General features: G+C 55.7%; 17 protein-coding genes. 7 read left to right on the forward strand and 10 right to left on the reverse strand.

Going from position 1 to position 22,988, the window contains the following annotated elements:
* Nucleotides 1-310: 310 nt before the first annotated feature.
* On the forward strand, nucleotides 311-3,154 hold the full coding sequence (locus ACR3ZL_RS10820) for a hypothetical protein (RefSeq protein WP_473653143.1): 2,844 nt from the start codon (nucleotides 311-313) through the stop codon (nucleotides 3,152-3,154).
* A gap of 174 nt (nucleotides 3,155-3,328) precedes the next feature.
* Here the strand turns inward: ACR3ZL_RS10820 and ACR3ZL_RS10825 are convergent, their stop codons facing one another.
* The 5 genes from ACR3ZL_RS10825 to ACR3ZL_RS10845 all read right to left on the reverse strand — a co-directional run bounded on the left by ACR3ZL_RS10825 (nucleotide 3,329) and on the right by ACR3ZL_RS10845 (nucleotide 11,316).
* Nucleotides 3,329-4,228, reverse strand: coding sequence for a cation diffusion facilitator family transporter (locus ACR3ZL_RS10825; RefSeq protein ID WP_473653142.1), 900 nt, complete (start codon nucleotides 4,226-4,228; stop codon nucleotides 3,329-3,331).
* Nucleotides 4,229-4,536: 308 nt separating this feature from the next.
* Complete coding sequence (locus ACR3ZL_RS10830) at nucleotides 4,537-6,330, reverse strand: TolC family protein (RefSeq protein WP_473653141.1); 1,794 nt, start codon at nucleotides 6,328-6,330, stop codon at nucleotides 4,537-4,539.
* Between the two features lie 244 nt (nucleotides 6,331-6,574).
* Nucleotides 6,575-9,841 (reverse strand): efflux RND transporter permease subunit, encoded by a 3,267-nt coding sequence (locus ACR3ZL_RS10835; RefSeq protein ID WP_486173446.1) that lies wholly within the window; start codon nucleotides 9,839-9,841, stop codon nucleotides 6,575-6,577.
* An 11-nt stretch (nucleotides 9,842-9,852) separates the two neighbouring features.
* The gene (locus ACR3ZL_RS10840) at nucleotides 9,853-10,023 is read right to left on the reverse strand and encodes an efflux RND transporter permease subunit (protein WP_486173447.1); all 171 of its coding nucleotides are present in this window, start codon (nucleotides 10,021-10,023) and stop codon (nucleotides 9,853-9,855) included.
* Between the two features lie 12 nt (nucleotides 10,024-10,035).
* Nucleotides 10,036-11,316, reverse strand: coding sequence for an efflux RND transporter periplasmic adaptor subunit (locus ACR3ZL_RS10845; protein ID WP_486173448.1), 1,281 nt, complete (start codon nucleotides 11,314-11,316; stop codon nucleotides 10,036-10,038).
* 668 nt (nucleotides 11,317-11,984) lie between these two features.
* Between ACR3ZL_RS10845 and ACR3ZL_RS10850 the strand changes: the two genes are divergently transcribed.
* The 4 genes from ACR3ZL_RS10850 to ACR3ZL_RS10865 all read left to right on the forward strand — a co-directional run bounded on the left by ACR3ZL_RS10850 (nucleotide 11,985) and on the right by ACR3ZL_RS10865 (nucleotide 16,140).
* Nucleotides 11,985-14,069: a CotH kinase family protein gene (locus ACR3ZL_RS10850; RefSeq protein WP_473653138.1), complete on the forward strand. Its 2,085-nt coding sequence runs from the start codon at nucleotides 11,985-11,987 to the stop codon at nucleotides 14,067-14,069.
* The gene (locus tag ACR3ZL_RS10855; RefSeq protein WP_473653137.1) at nucleotides 14,066-14,932 is read left to right on the forward strand and encodes a VTC domain-containing protein; all 867 of its coding nucleotides are present in this window, start codon (nucleotides 14,066-14,068) and stop codon (nucleotides 14,930-14,932) included. The genes ACR3ZL_RS10850 and ACR3ZL_RS10855 overlap by 4 nt, the downstream gene beginning before the upstream one ends.
* Nucleotides 14,925-15,617 (forward strand): DUF4956 domain-containing protein, encoded by a 693-nt coding sequence (locus tag ACR3ZL_RS10860; RefSeq protein ID WP_473653136.1) that lies wholly within the window; start codon nucleotides 14,925-14,927, stop codon nucleotides 15,615-15,617. Before ACR3ZL_RS10855 ends, ACR3ZL_RS10860 begins: the two co-directional genes overlap by 8 nt.
* A 139-nt stretch (nucleotides 15,618-15,756) precedes the next feature.
* Entirely contained in the window at nucleotides 15,757-16,140 is a 384-nt protein-coding gene (locus ACR3ZL_RS10865; RefSeq protein ID WP_473653135.1) for a SpoIIAA family protein, read from the forward strand.
* 285 nt (nucleotides 16,141-16,425) lie between these two features.
* Here ACR3ZL_RS10865 and rplS read toward each other — a convergent pair whose 3' ends face one another.
* The 4 genes from rplS to ffh form a co-directional block, all read right to left on the reverse strand.
* Nucleotides 16,426-16,779 carry a 50S ribosomal protein L19 gene (gene rplS / locus ACR3ZL_RS10870; protein WP_473653134.1) on the reverse strand — a complete coding sequence of 118 codons (354 nt, stop codon included), beginning with the start codon at nucleotides 16,777-16,779 and terminating at the stop codon, nucleotides 16,426-16,428.
* 34 nt (nucleotides 16,780-16,813) lie between these two features.
* Complete coding sequence (gene trmD, locus ACR3ZL_RS10875; RefSeq protein ID WP_473653133.1) at nucleotides 16,814-17,506, reverse strand: tRNA (guanosine(37)-N1)-methyltransferase TrmD; 693 nt, start codon at nucleotides 17,504-17,506, stop codon at nucleotides 16,814-16,816.
* On the reverse strand, nucleotides 17,503-17,928 hold the full coding sequence (gene rpsP, locus ACR3ZL_RS10880; RefSeq protein WP_473653583.1) for a 30S ribosomal protein S16: 426 nt from the start codon (nucleotides 17,926-17,928) through the stop codon (nucleotides 17,503-17,505). The genes trmD and rpsP overlap by 4 nt, the downstream gene beginning before the upstream one ends.
* 209 nt (nucleotides 17,929-18,137) lie before the next feature.
* On the reverse strand, nucleotides 18,138-19,610 hold the full coding sequence (ffh, locus tag ACR3ZL_RS10885) for a signal recognition particle protein (RefSeq protein WP_486173449.1): 1,473 nt from the start codon (nucleotides 19,608-19,610) through the stop codon (nucleotides 18,138-18,140).
* Nucleotides 19,611-20,034: 424 nt separating this feature from the next.
* Between ffh and ACR3ZL_RS10890 the strand changes: the two genes are divergently transcribed.
* Nucleotides 20,035-21,054 carry a hypothetical protein gene (locus ACR3ZL_RS10890; protein ID WP_486173450.1) on the forward strand — a complete coding sequence of 340 codons (1,020 nt, stop codon included), beginning with the start codon at nucleotides 20,035-20,037 and terminating at the stop codon, nucleotides 21,052-21,054.
* Nucleotides 21,055-21,568: 514 nt separating this feature from the next.
* On the opposite strand, the gene ACR3ZL_RS10895 is transcribed toward ACR3ZL_RS10890, so the two are convergent.
* Nucleotides 21,569-22,276 carry a transposase gene (locus tag ACR3ZL_RS10895; RefSeq protein WP_473653131.1) on the reverse strand — a complete coding sequence of 236 codons (708 nt, stop codon included), beginning with the start codon at nucleotides 22,274-22,276 and terminating at the stop codon, nucleotides 21,569-21,571.
* Between the two features lie 327 nt (nucleotides 22,277-22,603).
* Between ACR3ZL_RS10895 and ACR3ZL_RS10900 the strand changes: the two genes are divergently transcribed.
* Nucleotides 22,604-22,954, forward strand: coding sequence for a hypothetical protein (locus tag ACR3ZL_RS10900; protein ID WP_473653130.1), 351 nt, complete (start codon nucleotides 22,604-22,606; stop codon nucleotides 22,952-22,954).
* Nucleotides 22,955-22,988 lie beyond the last annotated feature (34 nt).

Genomic DNA, 22,988 nt, shown 5'->3' on the forward strand with positions numbered 1-22,988 from the left:
ATAGAGGGGGGAAACACGCAAAACTCGCAGATTCTTTGTTTTCCCTAACCCTTCGTAGTTGTTAATGAACTTTTGCCTTTGCTAGCGGACATGCTGGTTAGCAAAAAGAGACAGATTGTCGGTTTGCACTTGGCGTTGCTTGAGCGAATTTGCTAGAGGCTGGCTGTCGGAGTTGCGTGAAACCCTCGCGCCGACGGTATCCAACATTTTCATGTTCGCTTTTGGGCCACGGATCGGCCTGACCTCGGCTTGTGATGTGCATCTTGATAGAGATGTCATCTGGGCAGTGAACTCGCAAAGGAATGCAGCGATGAACGAATTCTTCAAACGATTGAAATGGCGCCTCACCGGTGGCATTGTCACAATTGCACTGGGCGCGTTTGCTGCCGCTCAAGCTCAGCGTGAAGATTACGTCGACAGTCAACCGCTGCCGAGTCTGGACGCTCCCGCGTGGGCCGATTCGCTGCCGATGCCTATTCAGGCTGGGCCTGAGCAAAGTTGGCATACCACCCAAGTTGACTCAAACGTCAGCCCCGCTGGGTTCGCCGCGGGCTCCGCCGGCCCCGGAAGCTGGGTTTCGTCGCCTGAAGCAGCCTATTCGGGGCAACCGGAAGCTGCGTTGGTCTCGCAAGTCAATCACGAAGAACCCGCTGCTTCGCCAGCGATGATGATGTCGATGCCACCGGTCGACACCGGCGCGGCTGAAGAAAACAACAGCGGCCCCTCGATGTCGATGCCCGCGATGGGAATGCCCGTTCCGGCGATGGATCAATCGGCTGCAGACCCAAACGCGGGTCAACATGAATCCGAAATGGCGATGCCAGCGATGGCGATGTCCGCGTTGTCGATGCCAGTGCCGAGCGGTCAAAATGACGACGGACCGGGAGCGGCTGGGATGGCCGACGGCCCGAGCATGAACGCCGGCCCCTCGATGGCGATGCCAGCAGGCGATTCCGCCGCGATGCAAGAGATTCAGTTTGATAACGGTCCCGCCGTTGATCTGCACCATGATGCAGCACCAGGAATGGGACACGACATGCAGGCTCAATCACAAGCCGGTCCACAAGAAGGAGCCGCTCCGCAAAACTTCGCTGGTGACTTCGGGCCGATGACCAATTCGCTGAGAAGCTCACCACAGGTAGGTCCAGCACCGGAAGAACAAGCATCGCGTTCGACACCTGGTTTCAATCCGCCTGGATTCGACGCTCCCAATTTCGATCAGCCTGGTTTTGACACACCGGCCGATGACGCGGCCGCATCGAACGGCCCCGGTTTCAATAACCAAGCTTTCCAAACACCCGAGCCTGCCGGACAAGGTTTGCCAGCGGCCAGTAGCTTTCCTGCCGCGGGCAACGAGCCTGCATCGAACGGCTTTGTGGGTTCGCCAGGTCTTTCGGGCCAACAGGGTTTTTCAGGTCAACAAGGTTTCTCTGATCAGCAGGGTTTCTCAGGCCAGGAGGGCTTCGCTGCACAACAAGACTTCGGAACCGATTCTCAAGACGCACGTCAGTCTGGACTGCCTACCTTGCCGGTACCGGGACAACCTTCGCAATACGAAGCCGAGCCTAGCTACGGCGACCAGCCTGGCTACGCCGGTAACCCGAACCAACGTGCCACACCGGCTCGCTTGACCGGTCACCAACGCGGTGGCGGAATGGGACTGCCAAGTGACGGTCTGGCTAGCCAAGCGATGGGCAGCCAAGCCTATGGCGGCCCCGCCGGTGCGAACCAGTATCTCGATTCACAAGCCGATTCCATCACGACCAGTCTTCCAGGTGATCGAAGTTTGGAAGGCGTGCAAACACCTAGCGTTGTGATTCACAAGCGAGCACCAGCCGAAGTGAAGGTTGGCAAGGCAGCTACGTTCGTCATTCAAGTTCGTAACGTGGGTACCGCCGAAGCGTTGGGCGTTCAGGTGCATGACCGTATCCCAACGGGGATGCAATTGGTCGACGCAACACCGCGACCAGAGATGCAAGGCGACTCGCTCGTTTGGCAACTTGGTGCGATGCCGGTTGGCGACGAACGAGCGATCACGATGCAGTTGATCCCGCGTGAAGAAGGCGAACTGGGCAGCGTTGCTCGCGTTACCTTCGAAGCCGCCGCATCGGTTCGTACTCGTAGCACACGTCCTGAACTTCGTATTGTGCAACAGGCTCCAGCCAAGGTCTTGATCGGCCAACAACTGGAAATTGAACTGGAAATTTCGAACATCGGTACGGGCGAAGCCACCGCCGTGATCCTTCAAGAAGACGTGCCACAAGGCCTCGATCACCCACGTGGTCGCCAACTAGACAACTCGCTGGGTAACTTGCGTCCGGGCGAAACACGCCGAGAAGTGTTGCGTTTGCGTGCGGCTGAACCAGGTATGGTCCAGAACGTCGTGCGATTGGTGGCCGATGACGCTGCCGAAGTGACGCACACGGTCAACGTGGAAGTGGTTGCACCCGTCTTGAACGTCGGACTGACCGGGCCAAGTCGCCGGTTCCTAGAACGTCAGGCCACTTACATGGTGAACATCGAGAATCGTGGTTCTGCACCGGCGACCAACGTGGAAGTCATCGCCTACTTGGATCGTGGCTTCACGTTTGTCAGCACCGAGAACAACGGACACTACGATTCCAATCGCCATGCGGTGCTTTGGTCGATCGTCAATCTGCCTGCCGGTGATGCCGGTAGCGTGCCAGTGACCTTGTTGCCGATTGAAGCTGGCGAGCAAGCGATCCGGCTTGAAGCCATTGCTGACCTGGATACTCGTTCGCAAAGCGAGAGCACCGTCAGTGTTGAATCGCAAGCGGAACTGACTTTTTCGATCGCCGATACCGCCGACCCCATCGAACTGGGAAGCGAAACGACCTACGAGATTCGCGTGAAGAACTCCGGTTCACGTAATGACACCAACGTGCAAGTTCGTTTGCAAGTGCCGGCGGGAATCGAGTTGCTCGAAAGCGATGCTGACGTGCAAACCGATGGCCGTGGTGGTGTGCTGTTCGCTCCGCATAAGAACCTCAACGCAGGTGGTGACTTGATCTACCGCGTACGCGTTCGTGGCGTTCAACCGGACACACACGTGATTAAAGCGATCGTGACCAGCGATCAAGCTCGCGTGCCAGTGACGAAGGAAGAGAGCACGATGGTCTACGCCGACCGTTAGTCAGCGTCCCAGCAATGGGAGTGGTTTAATAGAGCTAACGCTGGTGTTCAGGCTTCAGCCTGCTCATGCTGTAGATGGTGCTTGTTCAGGGGCGAAGGTGGGGAACAGGCTAAAGCCTGGACTCCAGCGGGTGTGTGCTAGCGTGGCGTTTGAGTTGAGCTGTCTATCGCTCCGTTAGGTCTCGCTGGCCTTCTCGAACGGTTCCAGGTGCACCAACACGTCTCGCAGGCTGGCGTATTCTTCTAGCAAACGAGCCTTGGCTTGGTGGCCGATTCGGTGCCCGTTGAAAACGGTTTCGTTGGGGTCCACTTGAAGGTGGATGTCGGCGAACAGTTCCAAGCCGGACATGCGTACCCGTAGTTGCTCAACTCGCCGAACGCCCTCAACTTGTTCCGCGGTGGCGCGAATGGCCGAGACGATCTCGTCGTCCGCTTGAGCGTCCATCAGTTCGTGGCAACTTTGATTGAGCAACCGCACTGCTGTCCAGATGATGGCCGCGACGACAAACATCGCAGCCGCTTCATCGGCCCACGCGTAAGCCGAGCCGCCGAATCGTACGATCGCTAGCCCGATTAACACCGCCAGCGAACAGAATGCGTCGCTGCGGTGGTCCCAAGCGTTAGCGATGATGGCGAGCGATCCGGTTCGAGTCCCCACGCGGATCTTGTAGCGGTAGAGGGTCTCTTTGATGATCACATTGCCGCCGGCGATCCAGAGCGTCCAAGCGGGTGGGATCGGGTGTACGCTGGATAGCCGCTGGATTGCTTCCCAGCCGATCCAAATGGCCGAGACGACAATCAGGACCGCAATGTTGGATCCGGCCACGGCTTCGATGCGAGTGTGCCCGTAGGGATGTTCATCATCGGCTGGCTTCTGGGCGAAACGCAGTGCAATGAACACGACCAGTGATGTCAGTACGTCGCCTAATGAATTAGCTGCGTCGGATAGCAGTGCAAACGAGTGACCCAGAATGCCGCCGGCCAGCTTGACGATAGCGAGAATGAAATTGACGCCCAATCCCAATAGCGCGGCGCGAGTTGCATCGCGGTAAGCGGGGTTGGGAGGTGTGTCCACGGTGTGACCTAAAAAGTGGCATCGGGATTTTTTTGCGAGAGCGATTCCTGGTGCCTTTGTGACCTGCGTCAGCGATGCGGTCAATCGGAAAGTATTTTCAGCGGCTAACGGCAGGGCAAAATGCTATGTGAAAGTGCATCGTTTGCTGACAGTGCAACGTGGGCCGCTTGGTGCGTGACTCGCCGATGGTAGGTTTTGTTTCAGATCCCTTTGGTTCGGCATTTGAGCGTAGCGGGCGAGGTAACGAGTCCTTCTCTAAAGCTCAGGGCGGAGGGATTCGTTGCCTCATCCACTACTGGCATTTCGGATTAGTTGATGCTGGTTAGTGTGCCAGCCGCACCGCCGCCGAGGGCTTGGTAGGTGTTGACGACTGCGGCGAGTTGTTGTTGTTTGGTTTCGATCAAGTCCATTTTGGCTTCCATGAATTCGCGTTGTGCCAAAAGCACTTCCACGTATTCTGCTCGCGCGTTCTGGAATAGTTTGGTGGCACTGTCGACGGACGCTTCAAGTGCTTGCAGTTGTTCCTTTTTGATCTCGATACTCCGGCGGTAGTTGTCCACCTTTGTCATGTGGTTAACGACCTCAATGTGAGCCTGTAGAACGGTTTGTTGGTAGTTGTAAACCGCTTGCAGTTGGGCCGCGTTGGCGCTGAGGTAATCCGCCTTGATCGCTCGCTTGTTGATTAACGGTCCAACCAATTCGCCAGCGACGCTGTAGATCAACGATTCCGGTGTCCGGAACAGGTATCCGGTACTGAAGGCGTTCCAGCCTAAGCCGGCGGTCAACGTTAACGATGGATAGAAGCGGGCGCGAGCGACTTTGACGTCGAGTCCGGCGGCTACCAATTCTCGTTCAGCTTGTCGGATGTCGGCGCGGTTTTCCAGTTGTTGGGATGGAACGCCCACATTCAGTGCACGCAGGTCCAAGTCGATATATTCCAGCGAAGCACGGTCGATGGGTTGTGGGTATCGACCGACGATGTAGTTGATCCGGTTTTCGGCTTCGATGATTGATTGTTGGATGATCAGTTTTTCGCTTTGGTTCTTGCGAACTTCCGCTTGGAAACGTTGAACCGCCAATTCTGTGCCGCGAGCTGCCTTCTTCTTTGCCTTAGCAAATCGAAGGCTTTGTTTTTGGATCTGGATGGTTTTGTCGAGTGTTTCCAGGCGGCTGTCTAAGGCCAATAGCTCGTAATAGTTCTCGGCCAACTCAGCGACGAGGCGGGTTTGGATGTAGTTACGTCCTTCGCGGGTACCGAGGTAACGGTACGCGGCGGCGCTTTGGGCGTTACGTAGCTTCTTCCAAATGTCCATTTCCCAAGACACGTTCGCAGCGACTAGGAAGTCAGGCAGCGGGTCCGGGAATGCTTTTCCGTTGGCCACGTCGAGATTTTCTTCGACAGCACCGTTTCGTGTGTGGCGTCCCGACTTTTCAAGGCCAGCACCGGCGCCGAGAGTCACGAACGGCAGGTATTCACCACTACGCGCTTGGACTTCCAAACAAGCGATACGGATTTCTTGGGCTAGGATCTTCAGTTCCTGATTGCCGACCATTGCTTCGGCGATCAAACCGGTCAACGCGGGATCATTGAAGAACTCATACTGCGATAGGTGGGCGGAGTTGTCGTAGTTCGTGTTCCCGTAGATGAGCCCGTCGACTGGATCGGTAATGCCTTCTTCGGAACTGATCAGTCCGTCGTTGAGGCTGACTAGCGACTCTTCAGATGCCGTAGCTTTTTCGGATTCGGATGTGGTGCTTGGATCGGTCGAGTTTAGCGATTCAGATGATGTTGCCGATTCAAGAAAGCTGGCGAACGAAACCGAGTCATCGCTTTTGGAGTGCAACGGCTGGCTGTCCGGATTAGCTTGGTTCAGCAATGCGGTATCGTCATCGTCGATCGACTCGTTTGCATCAAGCCGTTCCCCATCGTCGGGAAACGTCGCGTTTTGAAACGTGGTTGGCATCGCTGGGCCAGGCGACGCGTGACGCAATCGCGGGATCGAGCACGATGGCATCATCAAAAGCATGCTGGCGAGGGCGGCACGTGACAATTCTCGCTTGTGTCGTGAAACGCAAGACAATCTCGGTATGCGGTGACTCATGTTCTTCCTTGATGAGCTGAAATGCGTCGGTATCCTACCGAGCAGCGAATGGGAACTGGAAAACGCGTTTGAAATCGCAGGGATTTTGAAATCGCGGGAATTCGGAATCACAGAGTCTCGGAATTACCGGGCTCGAATCGATCGAGCCTCGGAAATACAAAGACGCTGGACGGTTGCGACTGCGGGTTTTAGTCCCCGACCGGTATTCACCAGCCGAGGACTTGCGAAACCCACAGTCAAGTTTTCACGACGTTGGCGAATCTCTTTCGAATAGTTCGCTTAGTGGTTCATCGTGTTCGTCTCTAATCAATTTTCGTCCATCAGCCATTTTTCCGAATAGGTAATATAGGCCCGGAATAACGAGGACTCCGACGAGGGTCCCCATCAGCATGCCGCCGACCGCGGTTGTACCGATTGTGCGATTGCCGATCGCTCCGGGACCGGTTGCTCGTACCAATGGGATCAAGCCGGCAATGAACGCGAAGGAGGTCATCAAGATGGGGCGGAAACGCAAACGCCCTCCTTCGATCGCAGCCGCTTTCAGGCTCAAGCCATCCTGCCGACGTTGGACCGCAAATTCGATAATCAGAATCGCGTTCTTGCCCAGCAAGCCAACCAGCATGACCAAACCGATCTGGCAATAAACATCGTTAGCCAAGCCCATCGATTTCAGGAATAAGAACGATCCAAATAAGCCCACCGGCAGCGATGCGATGACTGCCAGTGGGATGATGAAGCTTTCATATTGTCCGACCAAGACCATGTACACGAACACAACTACAATCAAGAAGATGTAGATCGCCGTATTGCCGGCGTTTGCTTCGTCGTAGGCAAGGCCTCGCCAGTCGATGTCGAAGCCGTGAGGTAGCGTTTTAGCGGCTACCTCTTTGATCGCGGCGATCGCTTCACCGGAGCTGTAACCTGCGGCCGGTGCGCCTTGGATCGGCGCAGTTGGATAGAGGTTGTAACGACTGATTTCGTTCAGACCTTGTTTTTTGACGATCTTCATGAAAGCTGAATACGGCACCATTTCATCACGATCGTTTTTGACGAACATGTTGTCCAAGTCTTCGGGGTAACGCCGGAACTCCGGTGCGGCCTGGACATAGACTTTGTAGAACTGTCCGAAGCGAACGAAACCTTGTTCCCACGTACTACCGACAACGATGGATAGGTTGTCCATGGCGTCGCGAATCGATACACCTTTTTGCATGGCGACATCGTTGTCGATCACGATCTCGTATTGCGGGTAGTTGGCGGCAAAGAACGTAAAGAGACCTTTTAGTTCTTTCCGTTTGGACAACGCTTCCATGAACTTGTCGGTTTCTTCGCCCAACGCCTGGTAGTCGCCGCTGTTGGTTTTATCGAGCAGGTTGACTGAGAAACCGCCGGCGGCACCAAAGCCAGGCACGGCGGGAGGCTCAAAGAATTCCAGCTTCACGTTGGCGATCTGCTGGCCTTCTTCTTCCAGTCTTTCGATAATCTCTTTCGAAGTTGCTTCCCGGTCGGCCCAGGGTTTCAGGTTGATGATGCAGGTGCCCGCATTGGAGCCCCGGCCTTCCGTCAATACTTCGTAGCCAGCAATGGATGACACCGAAGTGATTTCGTCCATTTCTTCACAGATTGCTTGCAGTTCATGACACTTCGCGTTGGTGTATTCCAAAGTCGATCCGGGCGGTGTTTGCACGATACCGTAGATCATGCCTTGGTCTTCCAGAGGGATGAATCCGGACGGCAGGTTGTTGTTGACCAGGAAAATGCCGATCGCGAATCCCGTGACCGTTAGAGTGGTTAGCGACCGAAATGTGACGATTCCGCCTAGAAGGCCAGCGTAGACGCTGGTGACCTTCTCAACGCCTTGGTCAAACACGTGCAGGAAGATTCCTAGCGGACCTCGCACTTTCGTTGCACGAGCTTCGCCGCCTGAAAAGACGGACCGGAACGTGAACATGCCTAACACGGCGACGATGCCCGACATGACGTAGATTCGAAGTTCGGTCAGTGGGAATTGTTCGCTAACCAGTTCGTGCACGAATTCGTTGTGAACTAGGAAATAGAAGCCTGCGCCCACGCAGAGTCCTAACACGATGCTCAGCACGCCACGAACAATCGGAGCGGCTTTGCCCGTGAACCGAGAAATGCCGCGGTTGATGATGCCAACCAATCCGCGTTGCTTTTCTTGGTCGGAGTGAGGCTTCAGGATCATAGCACAGAGGACGGGAGTTAGCGTCAACGCGACCACACCGGAGATTACAATCGACATCGCCATCGTCAGTGCGAATTGGCGATAGAACACACCGACGGGGCCGGTCATGAACGTCACTGGGATGAACACGGCGGTCATCACCAAGGTAATCGCGATAATCGCACCGCTGATTTCTCGTACGACTTCTTGGGTTGCCTGATAGGGACCAAGGTGTTTGGTGTGCATTTTCTCGTGCACGGCTTCGACCACCACAATCGCATCGTCGACCACCACCCCGATCGCCAGCACCAGTGCGAAGAGCGTGATTAGGTTGATCGACATGCCAAACATCAGCATGAAGAAAAACGTACCGATCAGCGACACCGGAACGGCCAACGTCGGAATCAATGTGCTGCGGAAGTCACCCAGGAACAAGAACACAACCAGCGAAACCAGAATGAAGGCTTCGAACAACGTGTGCAGCACCTTTTCGATCGAGGCGTCCAGGAAGTTCGAAACGTCGTACGTGACGGCGTAGTCCATTCCCGGCGGGAAGGATTCGTTCTTGATCTGCTCAACCTTCTCTTTCACCTTTTCGATCACGTCGGCGGCGTTGGAACCCGGTGTTTGTTTCAGAACGATCGCGGCGGACGGCAATCCATCGATGTCGGAGTAAAGGTCGTAAAACGAAGAGCCGAGTGAGATCTTGGCGACGTCTTCGAGACGCAAAATCTCGCCTTCGGGGGTGGCTCGCAGGATGATCTTGCCGTATTGCTCTGGCGTTTTGTAACGCCCCACCCAGGTCAAAACGTATTCCAGCGTTTGCGAGGTTTGGCCGGTGGCTTGTCCCAGTCGTCCAGGCGAGCCGATCATGCTTTGCTCGTCGAGCGCCTTCATGACGTCTTCGGCGTCGACTTTGTAGGCACGCATGCGGTCCAGGTCCAACTCGACCCGCATGGCATAGGAGCGGTTGCCAAGGATGGTGGCTCGACCTACACCAGGGATCCGTTTGATCTCGTTAAGGACATTGACGGTGGCGTAGTTGTAAAGAAAGTTCTGATCTACGTCGGGATCTTTGCTGAAGATGTTCACGTACATCAGCATGCTGGTCATGTTCTGCATCACGATGATGCCTTCCCGCTCGACGATCGGCGGCAGGTTGTTCTTGACCATCTGAACGCGGTTGTTGACGTTCATGACCGCGACATTGGGATCGGTACCGGGTTCGAAGGTCACCTGAATCGTGCCTTCGCCAGCGCTGGTCGCATCGCCCATCATGTAACGCATGTTGGGAACGCCATTGATGGCTTGTTCCAGGATGACCATGGTCGAGTCGATCAGGATCTTGCGCTTGCCCCAGGGTACGAAACGGAGACTCGCACGCTGGGGGGCGCCACCGAGGGGAACTGCGAAATCGGCAGCGTGTTGATCGCCAGCCCACCCATGAACAGGATCAGCAGCGAGATCACGATGGCCAGTGCTGGCCTATGTAGAAATTTTTCAAACATCGTATGCGGTTCCTATTCGGCGTGGTTTTTCAAGTGGCTAAGAACCTCGGCAGGGTCTCGGAATTCGTAAACCACTTGGTCGCCGTCGCGAACCTGTCGGATGCCTTCGAGCACGATTCGCTCGCCAGGATTCAGTCCACTGCGAATGACGAAGATGTCGTCCAATTCGGTTTCGAGTTTGATCTCCCGTTGATGGATCACGTTGTCAGCATCGACGACGAAGGTGTATCGCTTGTCGAGAATTTCGTAGGTGGCGCGTTGAGGAATCACGATCGCGTCTTTGAGCAGATGATTCAGCAGGATGGTGCCGGTTTGGCCGTGACGCAGTAGGCCGCGAGGGTTGGGGAAGTCGGAGCGGAAAGCGATGTTGCCGGTCTCGTTGTTAAAGTCGGCTTCGATGGCACTGATTTGACCGGGGTACGGAAACTTGCGGTGGTTGGCCAGGATCAGTTCCACGCCGAGGTCTTCGCCGCCGGTGTTTTCGTCCATGGCGGCTTTGTATTCGAGGTAACGAGCTTCGGGCACATTGAAGTAAACCCACATCACTTCGTTGTCGGACAGCGTTGTCAGAACGTCGCCCTCTTCAATCAGACTGCCTTGTTGGTTGATCAGACGGTCGACGATTCCATTGAACGGTGCTTTAACGTCCGCGAAGTCGCGTTCCGCTTTCGCGAGTTGCACTTTGGCTTCAGCCTTGGTTAACTTGGCCTGGGCCAGTGCGACTTCCTGTTGCGAGACGATGTTTTGTTGGAACAGTTTTTGAGTGTTGTCGAACTCGATCTGGGCTAAACGTGCTTCGGCAAGATCGGAGTTCAATCGGGCTTGATAAAGGATCGGCAGGATCTTGAACATCAAGTCGCCCTGTTTGACCGATTGGCCTTCCTTGATTGGGATCTCTTCGAGATAGCCGCCTTCGAGAGCGCAGACTTCGATGTGTCGACGGGAGTGAATTTGGCAGACGTAGCGTTGCGTGCTGACCACATCTTGAGCGACGGCGCTGGTGACGATGATCTTGTGGGCGGGATGATGCTCACCGCTGTGCTCTTGGGTGTGTTCTCGAGCGTGCTCAGAGTTTGGGTGCTCAGAGTTTGGGTTTGGGCGGTGTGCCCCGTCGTGAGGGTTGTTGTGCTGGCTGGTTATGTGACTTTCCGGGGCAACATCGTGATGCGCGGATCCGGCATGTTCGTTTTCAGCGTGTTGCGAACTTTGGTAAAACTCTTCGACTTGGTTGCAGGCGGGCAGGGCCAGGCAAGCTGCTGCGAGCGCGATGATGGGGATCGTGGTGACGTTCATGGTTAGTGCTTTGTGGATGCGAGCCGGGGCTGGCCCGAGTCACTCGCGGAAGTGGTTGATAGCAAGCGTTCGCTCGCTTTGGAGTTGTCCGTTGGGTTCCTGAGCTAAGAGTCGGACTGGTTAGCGAATCAAAAAGGTTGTGTGGAATTGCCTGGTCCGATTGGGTTATCGGTCTAAAAGGTGGCGGGTATGTCTGCATTCCTTTGCGGAGAGTCTGCAAATGCTTGCACAGTCGGTTTGGGTGGAGGGATGAACTTGCTCACGTTTTGCCGAGGGTGTTCAAGCAGCATGCACCGAGAAAACAGAGGCTAAGAGCGTTTCGGAGAGCGAGTAATCGGAACCTGAGGCGGCCCGGGTGAAACTCGTCGGTCTCGCATTTTGCAAACAGTGGGCCAATGCGTCTTTGGGACTGTTCGATGGCAGTGTCACGCTCAACGATCGGACGAGTTGTGTGCAGGTATGGTCCAACCGCTAGAGGGCGGCTTGGTTCTCGAAGTCTTCGCGATTGGAGGGGATCGCAATCCGGATGGATGTCTGCTGTGCAGGATCGCTTTTTTGCTGGATCACGGCGAATGAATCTTTTTTTTCATTCGCGCGGCGGTTTGAGCCATCGTTGGCAACTAACCCGGTAGCACCGTTTGCATCCTATTCCCTGAGAGATCTCGTTCATGTTGGTTCGATCCTTTTTGTTTGTCGCTCTGGTCGGCTGGGTAGCCGCCGCGTCGCGTCCCGCTGTTGCTCAGCCCCCCGGTATGGGAGGCGAGGAACGCGAGCTGTTGGAGCAATTTGATGTTGACGAAAGCGGATGGCTGAATCTGGACGAACGTCAAGAAGCTCGGGCGTTTATCAAGGAAAACCCCGTCGCTCAGCGAGGACCAGGCGGTGGCGGTCGTGGCTTTGGTGGTCGCGACGGTGGCGGCCGGGGGCCAGGTGAATTTGGCCCCGGCGGATTCGGTGGGCCGGAGGGGCCTGGTGGTCGTGGGGGCCCAGAGGGGGCCGATCGACCAGAAGGTCCTGGTCGTCCTGACAGAGCTGGTCGCCCAGAGGGGCCGGGCGGGCCGGGTCAGTTTGGCGGACCGGGTGGATTTGATGGCCCGCGAAGCCGAGGACGAGGCGGCCGTGGACCCGGGGGGGGCGGTCCAGGAGGCCGTGGTGGCGATCGTCCGCCAGCAACCACCGGCGTGACGATCGAGAAATCTTCGGTCGCACCACTCGACAATGATCTCTACGACACGAGTGTGTTACGAACGATTTTCATCGATTTCGAAGAGTCCGATTGGGAATCCGTGCTTGAGGATTTCCACGGCACCGACGTTGACGTCGAAGCAACTTTGACCGTTGATGGGAAGGCTTACCCGGGTTGTGGCATTCACTTCCGAGGCATGTCTTCGTACGGCATGGTGCCCGCGGGCTACAAGCGTTCGCTGAACGTGTCGATGGATATGGTCGACGATGATCAACGCTTGCTCGGTTACAAAACTCTTAACTTGCTAAACGGCAGCAGTGACTCGTCGATGATGAGCAGTGTGTTGTATTCCCATATCGCACGTGAGCATCTGGCGGCGCCGAAGGCCAACTTCGTTCGCGTGGTCATCAACGGTGAATATTGGGGCGTTTATTCCAATGTCCAGCAGTTCAATAAAGACTTCTTGGTTGAAAATTTTGGCAGCAAGAAAGGTGCTCGTTGGAAGGTCAGCGGTTCGCCACGTGGTGGTGGCGGGCTGGATTACCGAGGCGAAGATCCTGCCAACTATCAGGATCCGTATGAACAGAAGTCAGGTGGTAAGAAGTCGTTGGCCAAGCTAATCGAATTGTGCCGCGTGCTTGACCAAACTCCTGCCGAAGAATTGCCCGCTGCGTTGGAGCCGATTTTGGACGTGGATGGTTTATTGTGGTTCTTGGCTTTGGACAACGGGCTGATCAACTCCGATGGCTACTGGATTCGCGCTAGTGACTACAGCATCGCGTTGGCCGATGACGACAAGTTCCACATCATTCCGCACGACATGAACGAAGCGTTTCGTGGTGCCGGTGGACGAGGTGGTCCTGGTGGCGGACGCGGTGGCCCCGGCGGCGGACAGGGTGGCCCTGGCGGTGAGCGTGGACCTGGCGAGCGTGGTTTCGGCGAGCGAGGTGGTGATCGCGGACCTGGTGGTGGTTTCGGCGGCGGCTTTGGTGGGCCTGGACGTCCGGGTTCGGAAGGTCCGGAAGGTGGACGGCCAGATTTCGGTGGACGGCCTGAGTTGGAAGGACGGCCTGAGTTTGGTGGACGGCCTGAGTTTAGCGGGCCTGGAGGACGCGAGGGAAATCGCGGCGACCGAGGCCGAGATGGTCGAGGTGGAGAGGATCGGCAGCGAGATGAACGTGGTCCCGGTGGGCCAGCGCAGGCCGCCGGATCGCCATTGGAATTGGATCCGTTGGTTGGAATGAATGATGCCGACAAGCCGCTGCGTAGCAAGGTTCTGGCGGTGCCGAAGTATCGTCAGCAATACCTCAGCAACCTTCGTCAGCTCGCCGAGAAATCGTTGGACTGGAAGGTGATGGGACCGTTCGTTCAACAACAGGCATCGCTGATCGATGAGGCTGTGAAATTGGAGACCAGAAAGCTTGGATCTTACGAGGCGTTTGTGGCAGCAACCTCCGTTGATGCCGAGACCACTCCGGCCGCCGGTGGCGGTGGGCATGGTGCGATGAATTTGAAAGAGTTCGCTGACGGACGTCGTCGATATCTGTTGAAGGAGACCGCCAAGTGAGTTCTTCACCACGTCGATGTCAGCGAGTGGAAATGAAGTTTTTGGTTGACGAAGCCATTTCGCAAGACGTCCAGGATTGGGCGATTGATCGCCTTGGTGCTGATAAGAACAGTGCCGCTGGTGACTGCACCGACATCAGTGCGCTCTACCTGGACACCTTGCAACTGGATTTGTTTCGGGGGACCGGCGTTTCCGGCAAGGCGACTCATCGGATTCGCCGAGACGGGAATGCTGAACGATTGGTGGTCGAGACGAAGCGAACGAAGAAGATGGTGGTTCGAAAGAATCGTACATCGGTTTTCGAGTCGGACTTGATGCCCCGTTTGGCAACGCTCGCTCGGGATGAAGCTGGCGAGTTGGTCAACGGAGAACCTGTAAATGGTGAGTCGGATGATGTGTGGTGCGGCGATTGGTTTTTGAAGCGGTTGGTTCAGCGGCAATTGCAGCCAGCGGTCCAAGTTGCGTATCGACGCTTTGCTCGATCGTCCACCGTCAACGGTGAAAAGTTGCGGTTGTCGATCGACAGCGATATGCGAGTCGGTGCAGCAAACGGCTGGAGCGTGTCCGGTCGATGTGATGCCGGAGACAAAATTAACTTCCAGCCGATGAGCGATTGTCGGGTTTTGAAGTTGAGGTTTCGAGATCAGGTGCCGCATCTATTCAAGGAATTGTTGCGAACGTTTCCACTTCCGGTGACTCGCTTTTCGAAATACAAAACCGCAATGGCGAACTGTCAAAATCTATTGCACCCATCGCAATCCGTTTCGCAGCAAGCTGTATCGTTGCAATCCGTTGCACCGCGGATCGAGTCGGTTAGCGTTGAGGATGAAATCAGAACAACGGAGTGGATGACTTATGCCTGAGTGGCTACAAGAAGTTTCGACGACCAGCGTGAACCCGGAGTTACCGGTTTTGGTGACTCGGTTGGTGTTAGCGTGGTTGGCTGGATGCGCCGTGGCGTGGCTTGCGCATTGCAAGAAACCAGACGGTGCGCCCGACACGCTCACGTTAACCTTGGTGCTGATGAGTATCCTGATCGCGATGGCGACTCAAATCATCGGCGAAAATATCGCTCGAGCATTCAGCTTGGTGGGCGCCCTTTCGATCGTTCGATTTCGTACTGTTGTGCCGACGACTCAGGACGTTGCCTTTGTATTGGCGGCCGTTGTCGTCGGCATGGCCGTGGGAGCGGGGCAGTACTGGGTAGCGGTGTTTGGATTATTGGTCGTGGCGTTAGCCATCCAGGTCAACCAACCTAAAGTCCCAGCGGATACAACGAAGTTGGGTTCCGGAAAACAAGGGACAGGAAAGACGCGATCGTGGCGACTGACCTTGGTTGTCGGTCTTAGTGCGATCGAAGGTTGGGAAGCGGAGATCACTCGCTATGCCAACGATTTTCAACTGACGTCGGCGGAAACGACCCGTCGAGGTTCGGCGATGGAGTTGGTTTACCGGATGGTTCCCAACGCGGACGCCAACGCAGTGGAGTTGATTGCGGCGTTGAACGCGGTCCCGACGGTTGAGTCCGTTACCGCCAAGCAAAACTAAGTGCATTGATTGGTACGCACGCGGTGGCGGGTGGTGGTACGATAGCAAGGTTGGTTGTGGCCACGGTTGATAATTTGTCGACCAGATGCCTTCTAACCAGCGTGTTGTTGGACCCGCATTTTGAAAGTGCTTCAGTACCATGCTACGTGTTGAAATCGACCGTCCCAATCGTTTGGCTGTCTTAACACCCGAGGGACCTTTGCAGGAGAGCGACTTTGTCGCCGCGGCGGCCCAGATCGATCCTGTCATCGCGGAATCAGGCAAGCTAAACGGTTTGATGATCCACGCGTTGAGCTTTCCCGGTTGGGATTCGTTTGGCGCGATGTTGAAGCACTTGAGCTTCGTGAAAGACCACCATCGGCAAGTCAAACGAATCGCGTTGGTGACGGATTCGCCGTTGGCTGAGTTCGCCGAAGCCGTGGCAGGGCACTTTGTTGCTGCCCAAATCCGAAACTTTGATTACGCCGCATTTGATGATGCGAAGCGATGGATCATTGGGGAGAGCGACGCAGAGGCGTCTTGATGAAGGTTCACTAGAAACGCGTGACGTCGGAATTGGCGTCGAAGGCAGCACTGCGTTGGAGTCCAGGCTTTAGCCTGTTCCGCTGGACTTCCGGATGCACTGGGGTTTTTGTTGAAGCAGGGGCTTCGTTTGCGCAGGGTTTCCCGGTGAGTTCGGGATGGATTGACCGACACCTGGGTCGGCTAAAGCCTGGGCTCCAACGGGGGGCTTTGAGGCAGTCCTTCCCAAACTTGGGAAGGACTGCCTTGGTTCTTTGCAGACGACAAGGGTGTCGTCCGAGATGGATCAAACGCGGCGACGCTCTTTCAGGCGGACTGCCTTGCCGATACGGTCGCGAAGGAAGTACAGCTTGGCGCGGCGTGTGACGCCACTTCGCTTGACTTCGATCTTGTCGACGCGTGGGCTGTGGACGGGGAACTTACGTTCCACGCCTTCACCGCCAACGATTCGGCGAACGGTGAACATTTCACGCGATCCACGGCCACTGCGAGCGATAACCACGCCGCTGAAGACCTGGATACGTTCTTTGGCACCTTCGAGAATCTTGGTGTGCACGTCGACGGTGTCACCGATGTCGAACTTCGGAGTTTCTTCTTTCAAGTTGGCCTTATCGACCAAATCCATGAGGGCGTTATTCATGACGATCTCTTATTGGTTAAGTGTTAGGTTGTTATCAATTTTCGTCGAGCAAATCGCTGCGACGTTCTTGAGTTCGAATTTGTGTTTGCTCGGCTCGCCATGCTGCGATTGCGGCGTGGTCACCACTAAGCAAAACATCGGGAACGGTATGTCCCTCAAATTCTCTCGGTCGTGTGTACTGCGGGAATTCCAACAACCGGTTTCCTCGGCTGAACGAATCGTCCCGACTGCTGTTCTCGTCACCAAGCACACCGGGTAGCAATCGCACCACGGCGTCCATGATTGTCATCGCGGCCACTTCGCCTCCGTTGAGGACAAAGTCACCGACACTAATTTCTTCTGGTTCCAAGATGTCTTGGACCCGTTGGTCGAAACCTTCGTAACGACCGCAAAGCAGTAATATGCGTTCCGAGGTGGCGAGGTCTTCGGCGACCCGCTGGTCGAAACGTTTGCCTTGCGGCGTCAGTAAAATCTTTCGAGCCGGAATGTCTCCGGTCGCATCAACATCTCGAACGCACGTCACCGTGGGCTCGACTTGAATCAGCATTCCCGGTCCGCCGCCAAAAGGTTTGTCATCCACTTTGTGATGAGGCACCTGTTCGGCCCAATCCCGAAGGTCGTGTCGTTGGATATCGACCAGCCCACGGACAATTGCTTTGTGCAGCAAACTTTGGGTTAGGTAACCATCAAAGATTGCCGGGAACAGCGTAACAACGTCGAATCTCACTCGGTCGCGGCTTCCTCTGTGGCACCTTCGGCAGGAGCAGCAGCTTCTTCGGCTGGTGCTTCTTCAGCAGGAGCCGCTTCGGCGACAGGTTCTGGAGCTTGTGGCTTGGGAGCCGGTGCAGCAGGAGCTGGAGTGTAGTCTTTGCGTTTGCCAAGACGATCCAGAGCAGCCTTTTGGGCGTCCAGGTGAGTGCCTTCTTCGCCGTACTTTTTGATCAGGACAGCACACTTTTCGGTTGGTTGAGCGCCAACGCCAACCCAGTAAGCGATACGATCGCCCTTGAGGATCGCCCGTGCATCGGTTTCGGGGCACATTGGGTCGTAGTAACCGAGTTCTTCGATCACGCGACCATCACGCGGTTTGCGCTGATCCATTGCACAAACGCGGAAGAAAGGACGGTGGGTACGTCCCATTTTTTTCATTCGAATTCTAACTGCCACTACGGGTCTCCAAGGGTTCTTAAAAAGTATCGAAACTGTGGTATCCAATCGCGGTCGATTCGTCGGAGTCCAGGCTTTCGCCTGTTCTTCAGCGGGAGACAGCCTGAAGGCTGGACTCCAACACTTAATCCCCGTGGTTTCAGCCTCAAGGCTGGACACCCACTAGACAGAGTGTTTGACCGCGACGGTCTTTAACGTTTGCGTTTCATTTTGCGTTTGAGCTTATCGCGTTCTTTCTTCTGCTTCGCTCGTTCGGCTGGGCTGAGTCGCTTGCCCGTGGATTGTTTAATCTTGGCGCCGCCCATCCGAGGATCGGTCAGAGCACCACTGCTTTGTAATTGTCGTAGCATCGACATTCGGTCGCCACCACCTTTACCCGCCATCATCTGCATGATCGGCTTCATGGTGTCGAATTGCTTAAGCAATTGGGTAATTGCCGGCGAAGGCACGCCAGCACCATTGGCGATTCGGGTTCGGCGGGACGCGTCGATGATCTTGGGGTTTTTGCGTTCGGCCGGGGTCATCGAGTCGATGGCTCCGATGATGACCCGCATTTGGCCGCCGGCTTCTTCGCTTTCCATCGCCTCTTTGAATTGGCCCATGCCGGGCATCAGCCCCATCATGCGGCCCATGATGCCTGGCTGGGCCATCTTCTGCATCATGTTTTTGTAATCTTCGAGCGAAAAGTCGCCGGACGCCATTTTGGCTTCCAGGTCTTCCCGTTCGGATTCGTCGACGATTCGGTGTGCTTCGCGAGCCGCCGCGACCATGTCGCCCATTTGCAGGATACGGCTGGCCATGCCCTCGGGTCGGAAGGGCTCCAGAGCATCAAAGTGCTCCCCGGTACCGATGAACTTGATCGGAACGCCAGTGACCTGCTTGACCGACATCAACGCTCCGCCGCGAGCGTCACCGTCGAGCTTGGTCATGATCACGCCGTCGAGCTCAAGAGCCTTATTAAAGGCTCCGGCACTGTTAACGGCGTCTTGGCCAGTCATGCCGTCGACAACTAGGTAAACCTGATCGGGGCCAACCTTGCGGTCAATTTTCTTCAGTTGGTCCATCAACTCTTCGTCGATGGCCAGACGCCCGGCGGTGTCCAGGATGACGACGCGGTTGCCATTGCGTTTGGCTTGGTCGACGCCGTTTTTACAGACTTTGACCGGGTCTTGGTGGTCGGTTTCGGTGTAGACGGGAACACCGAGTTGTTCGCCGATCACCTTCAGTTGTTCGATCGCGGCAGGTCGCTGGAGGTCGGCGGCGACCAGCAATGGTTCGATGTCTTGTTCCCGCAGCATTTGGGTCAGCTTGCCACAGGTCGTCGTTTTACCGCTTCCTTGCAACCCGCACAGCATCAGGATCGTGGGACGATCGGCGTTCAGGTGCAGCGATGGATCGACCGGACCGAGCGTTTCAATCAGCTCTTCGTGGACGATCTTGACCAGTTCTTCTTGCGGCCGCAGCGAAAGCAGGACGCGTTTACCGAGAGCTTTCTCGGTGACGTGGCCCATAAATTCTTGGACCACGCTGTAGCTGACGTCGGATTCGAGCAGCGATTCTTCGACGATTTTCAGACCGTCGCGCATGTTGCTTTCGGTCAGCTTGCCCTTACCGGACAGACTTTTGAAGGCGGATTGCAGGCCGTCGGAGAGCGAATCGAACACGAAATTGACGAAATAACAGGCGGAATGGGCGGGCGATGGGTACGAAGCCCGGCAGTTTACGCTAGTTCAGGCAGTTTTGTAAATGGAGTTGGCTGTGCAAAACGTGTCGTCGCGTGTTGTCTTAGCCAGGCGAGTTCGGGTTCTTCGGCCCAGCAAAGGTTTGCGTTGGTTGTGGAAGGGCGGTGGGGGGCACGGATGCAGCACCAGACACATCAAATAGCAGGGGGCCCAACCCCAATCGCTCCTGGTCTTCCCCGCTTTGTATCGTACGATGCGGCAATGCGACTTTTGAAGCCTGGGCTTAGTCCTCTCGTTCGAAAGGCGCCCGTCACTTGGCTTGACCGCCAGGGTGATGCGTTTCGTCGCTCGCAACTTTCCAGCCTTCTGGCTGCATTTCGACAACTTGGATAATCAAGGAAACAGGATGAAAATGAAGAAGCTTTTGGTAATGACGCTCGCAATCGTGGCATCCAGCACCGGTGTATGGGGGTTGGGGACATCGGTACAGGCCGAAGAATTGGCTGTCAAAACAGTCGTTCGTGGACTGCAGAATCCGTCGAGCGTCAGTTTTAGCCCCGCCGGCGAACTGACGGTTTGCGATTCTCGCGGTACGGTCGTGATGTTGAAGGGCGATGAGGCGATCAACTACTTAAGCGGGTTTGATACCGAATTCTGGAAGAGCGACGATGCGGGCAACAAGTGGTACGGCGTGGGACCGTTGTCGGCGATTTGGGTCGGTGACAAGTTGGTCGTAACCGACGCCGGAAAGGTCGACGGCGAAGAAACGCTGTTGATGTTCGATGGGCCCGGTAAAGCTTCCGATGGCGTGGCGACCAATTCGGTCGGCCCGACAACTGATGATGAAGCGGATAAGGGCGAAGGCAACCTGACTGGCATGTGTGCGAGTCGCAATGGCAAGCGGATCTTCGTTTGTGGCCAAGGATACGACGGGAAGTCTTGGGTGTTAGCGGCCAATACCGAATCGAAAAAGCTGATCCCGTTGCTGTCCGCGGACGAACACGGAATCGAAACTAACTCGCCCATGCAAGCACTGCTCGGCCCCAAAAACACGCTGTACGTTCTCTATTCCGGCAAGGGCGGCGAAGCGGACGGCTTGATCGTGCACTGGGATTTGAAAACGAAGAAGCCTGTTGCGCAGTGGAAGTTGCCTGGCTTGATCAACCCCATGGGCATGGCCCACATCAAGGGCAAGAAGTTTGCGGTCGTCGAAAACAACTGGTCGTTGAAGGAAGTGAATCAGGGCCGCGTTGTGACGGTGAACTTGGGCGACGATGGGAATGTTGATGTCAAGGAAACCGGCGTCAAACTGACCGGTCCGGTCTCGTGTGCGTTCGGTCCGGACGGTCGCCTCTTTGTTTCGCAGCTCGGTGAACGCTTCGACACGCTTGACGGCAGCGTCGTGGCGATTGAAGGCGTGAAGTAAGCCGGTTCTGGCTGCCGGATAAGATTCGCTCGCGATTGTCGCTTGAATCAATGATCGCGAGCGGGACGGCAGTACTCAATTGTAGAACAACTGTCCCAGTTGTTTGAGGGCGTTGAGGGTGGAGTGTCCTTGAACGGTTGAGGGGAGTCGTTTTGCTCTGGGTGGTCCCAAACGATTGGGGACAATCGTTCTACTCTGGATTGTAGAACAACTGTCCTCAGTTGTTTGAGGTGCGTTGGAGTTGAGGGCCTTAGGCGATTAGGGGAGTCGTTTTGCTCAAGGTGGTCCCAAACGATTGGGGACAATCGTTCTACTCTGGATTGTAGAGCAACTGTCCCCAGTTGTTTGAGGTGCGTTGGAGTTGAGGGTCTTAGGCGATTGGGGGGAGGCGTTCTGCTCAAGGAGGTCCCAAACGATTGGGGACAATCGTTCTACTCTCGATAGTAGAACAACTGTCCTCAGTTGTTTGGGGAAGCTTGTATGAGCGAACGCCCAAACCACTAATGCAATCATTTCACTCTCGCTGCCAATAGAGGAATTCGTTTTCTTGCAGATTGGCTTTGTGGGGATTGTCGGCGACGTATTCTTGCAGATACTCAAATTGTCGATCGCTGCGGATCATGTGGTCAAACGGTTCAGGTTGCCATAGGGCTCCCGATTGGTTCATCAGTCGGTTGATGTTGCGTGCCGTATAACGCATCCAGCTTTGACCCACGACCGACAGATCAAATCCGGTTCGGAATTGGACGATCGCGTGAACGTGGTTGGGCATCACCACAAACCGATCCAAGTCATACCGCTTGCCATCGAAGTGCAGAATGGCGTTGGCAACTTCGTTAGCGATCTCTGGTCGTCGAAATGGACAGTTGCCGTGGCACTCGTCCAGCGAACGATGAACGATTCGGTCACTCAGTCGTTTGAATTCGGCTGTTTGTTTCGCATTCAACTGTTTCAACATCTGGTCGTGATCGGGAAACCTGCCATTCACAACGCTGGCACCGAGGCCGATCGGCAACCCTGCCTGATGCAACCATGCTTCCAATTCTCGCTGCCATCGCAAGATGACATCTTTCGGCATCGAGTCGATGGTACGAAAGGTGACGAAGATGGCTGCCCCAGGCTGATACCAGTGAGGCAGGTTTCTGTGACTGAAATAGATCTCAGCCGAACGATCCAGCGGATGGAACGTGACCTGCGGTCGTTTGGCTGACTGGCGTTTCATGGGCTCAATTGTAGAACAACTGTCCCCAGTTGTTTGGGGGCGGTTGAGGCTGAGCGGGTCTCAAACGATTGAGGACAATCGTTTTACACTCGATTGTAGAACAACTGTCCCAGTTGTTTGAGAGGCGTCGATGGCGGAGTAGCCCCAAATGATTGAGGGCGATTGTTCTGCTCGAGTGGGGTGTTTATTCGTTCGATTTACGGCGGTTTCTGACGGTTGGACCAAACGTGTCCGGGGTGCTGCGATCCTGTTTACGTCAGCCCATCGCTGGTGCGAAGCGAAGTCGGGCAAGAACCAATCATCACCTTCACGGAAGAGGAAACTGTTATGGCAAAGTTCTACGTTCAATGTGGTAGCCGGTGGGTCATCGTCGAAGCTGCCGACGCGAGTGCTGCAGCGATGCACCTGGTCGACACCGCCATGCAGCCACAGTTATGGATCTATGATGACGCCGGCTTGAGCGATTCGGATCGACAGGCTCACTTGGCTGTCGAAGCCTTGTTGACGTTGGCTCCCGAGATCACGGTCAGCGAACGTGGGTTGGGTCGCGATGACTCGATGACCTTCGGCACGCCCGAGATTCTGTTGGCGTGGCACAAGACGTTGACCGGGCTGAACCGCTTGCTGCGTTCGGCTGGGTTGCCAGTTCAGTCGTTGCGATGCGTGGCAACGGCATGACGGGCGTGGATCGGTAAGCGATCCAAAAGGCCAC

Source organism: Rhodopirellula sp. J20-39 (genome assembly GCF_057365095.1).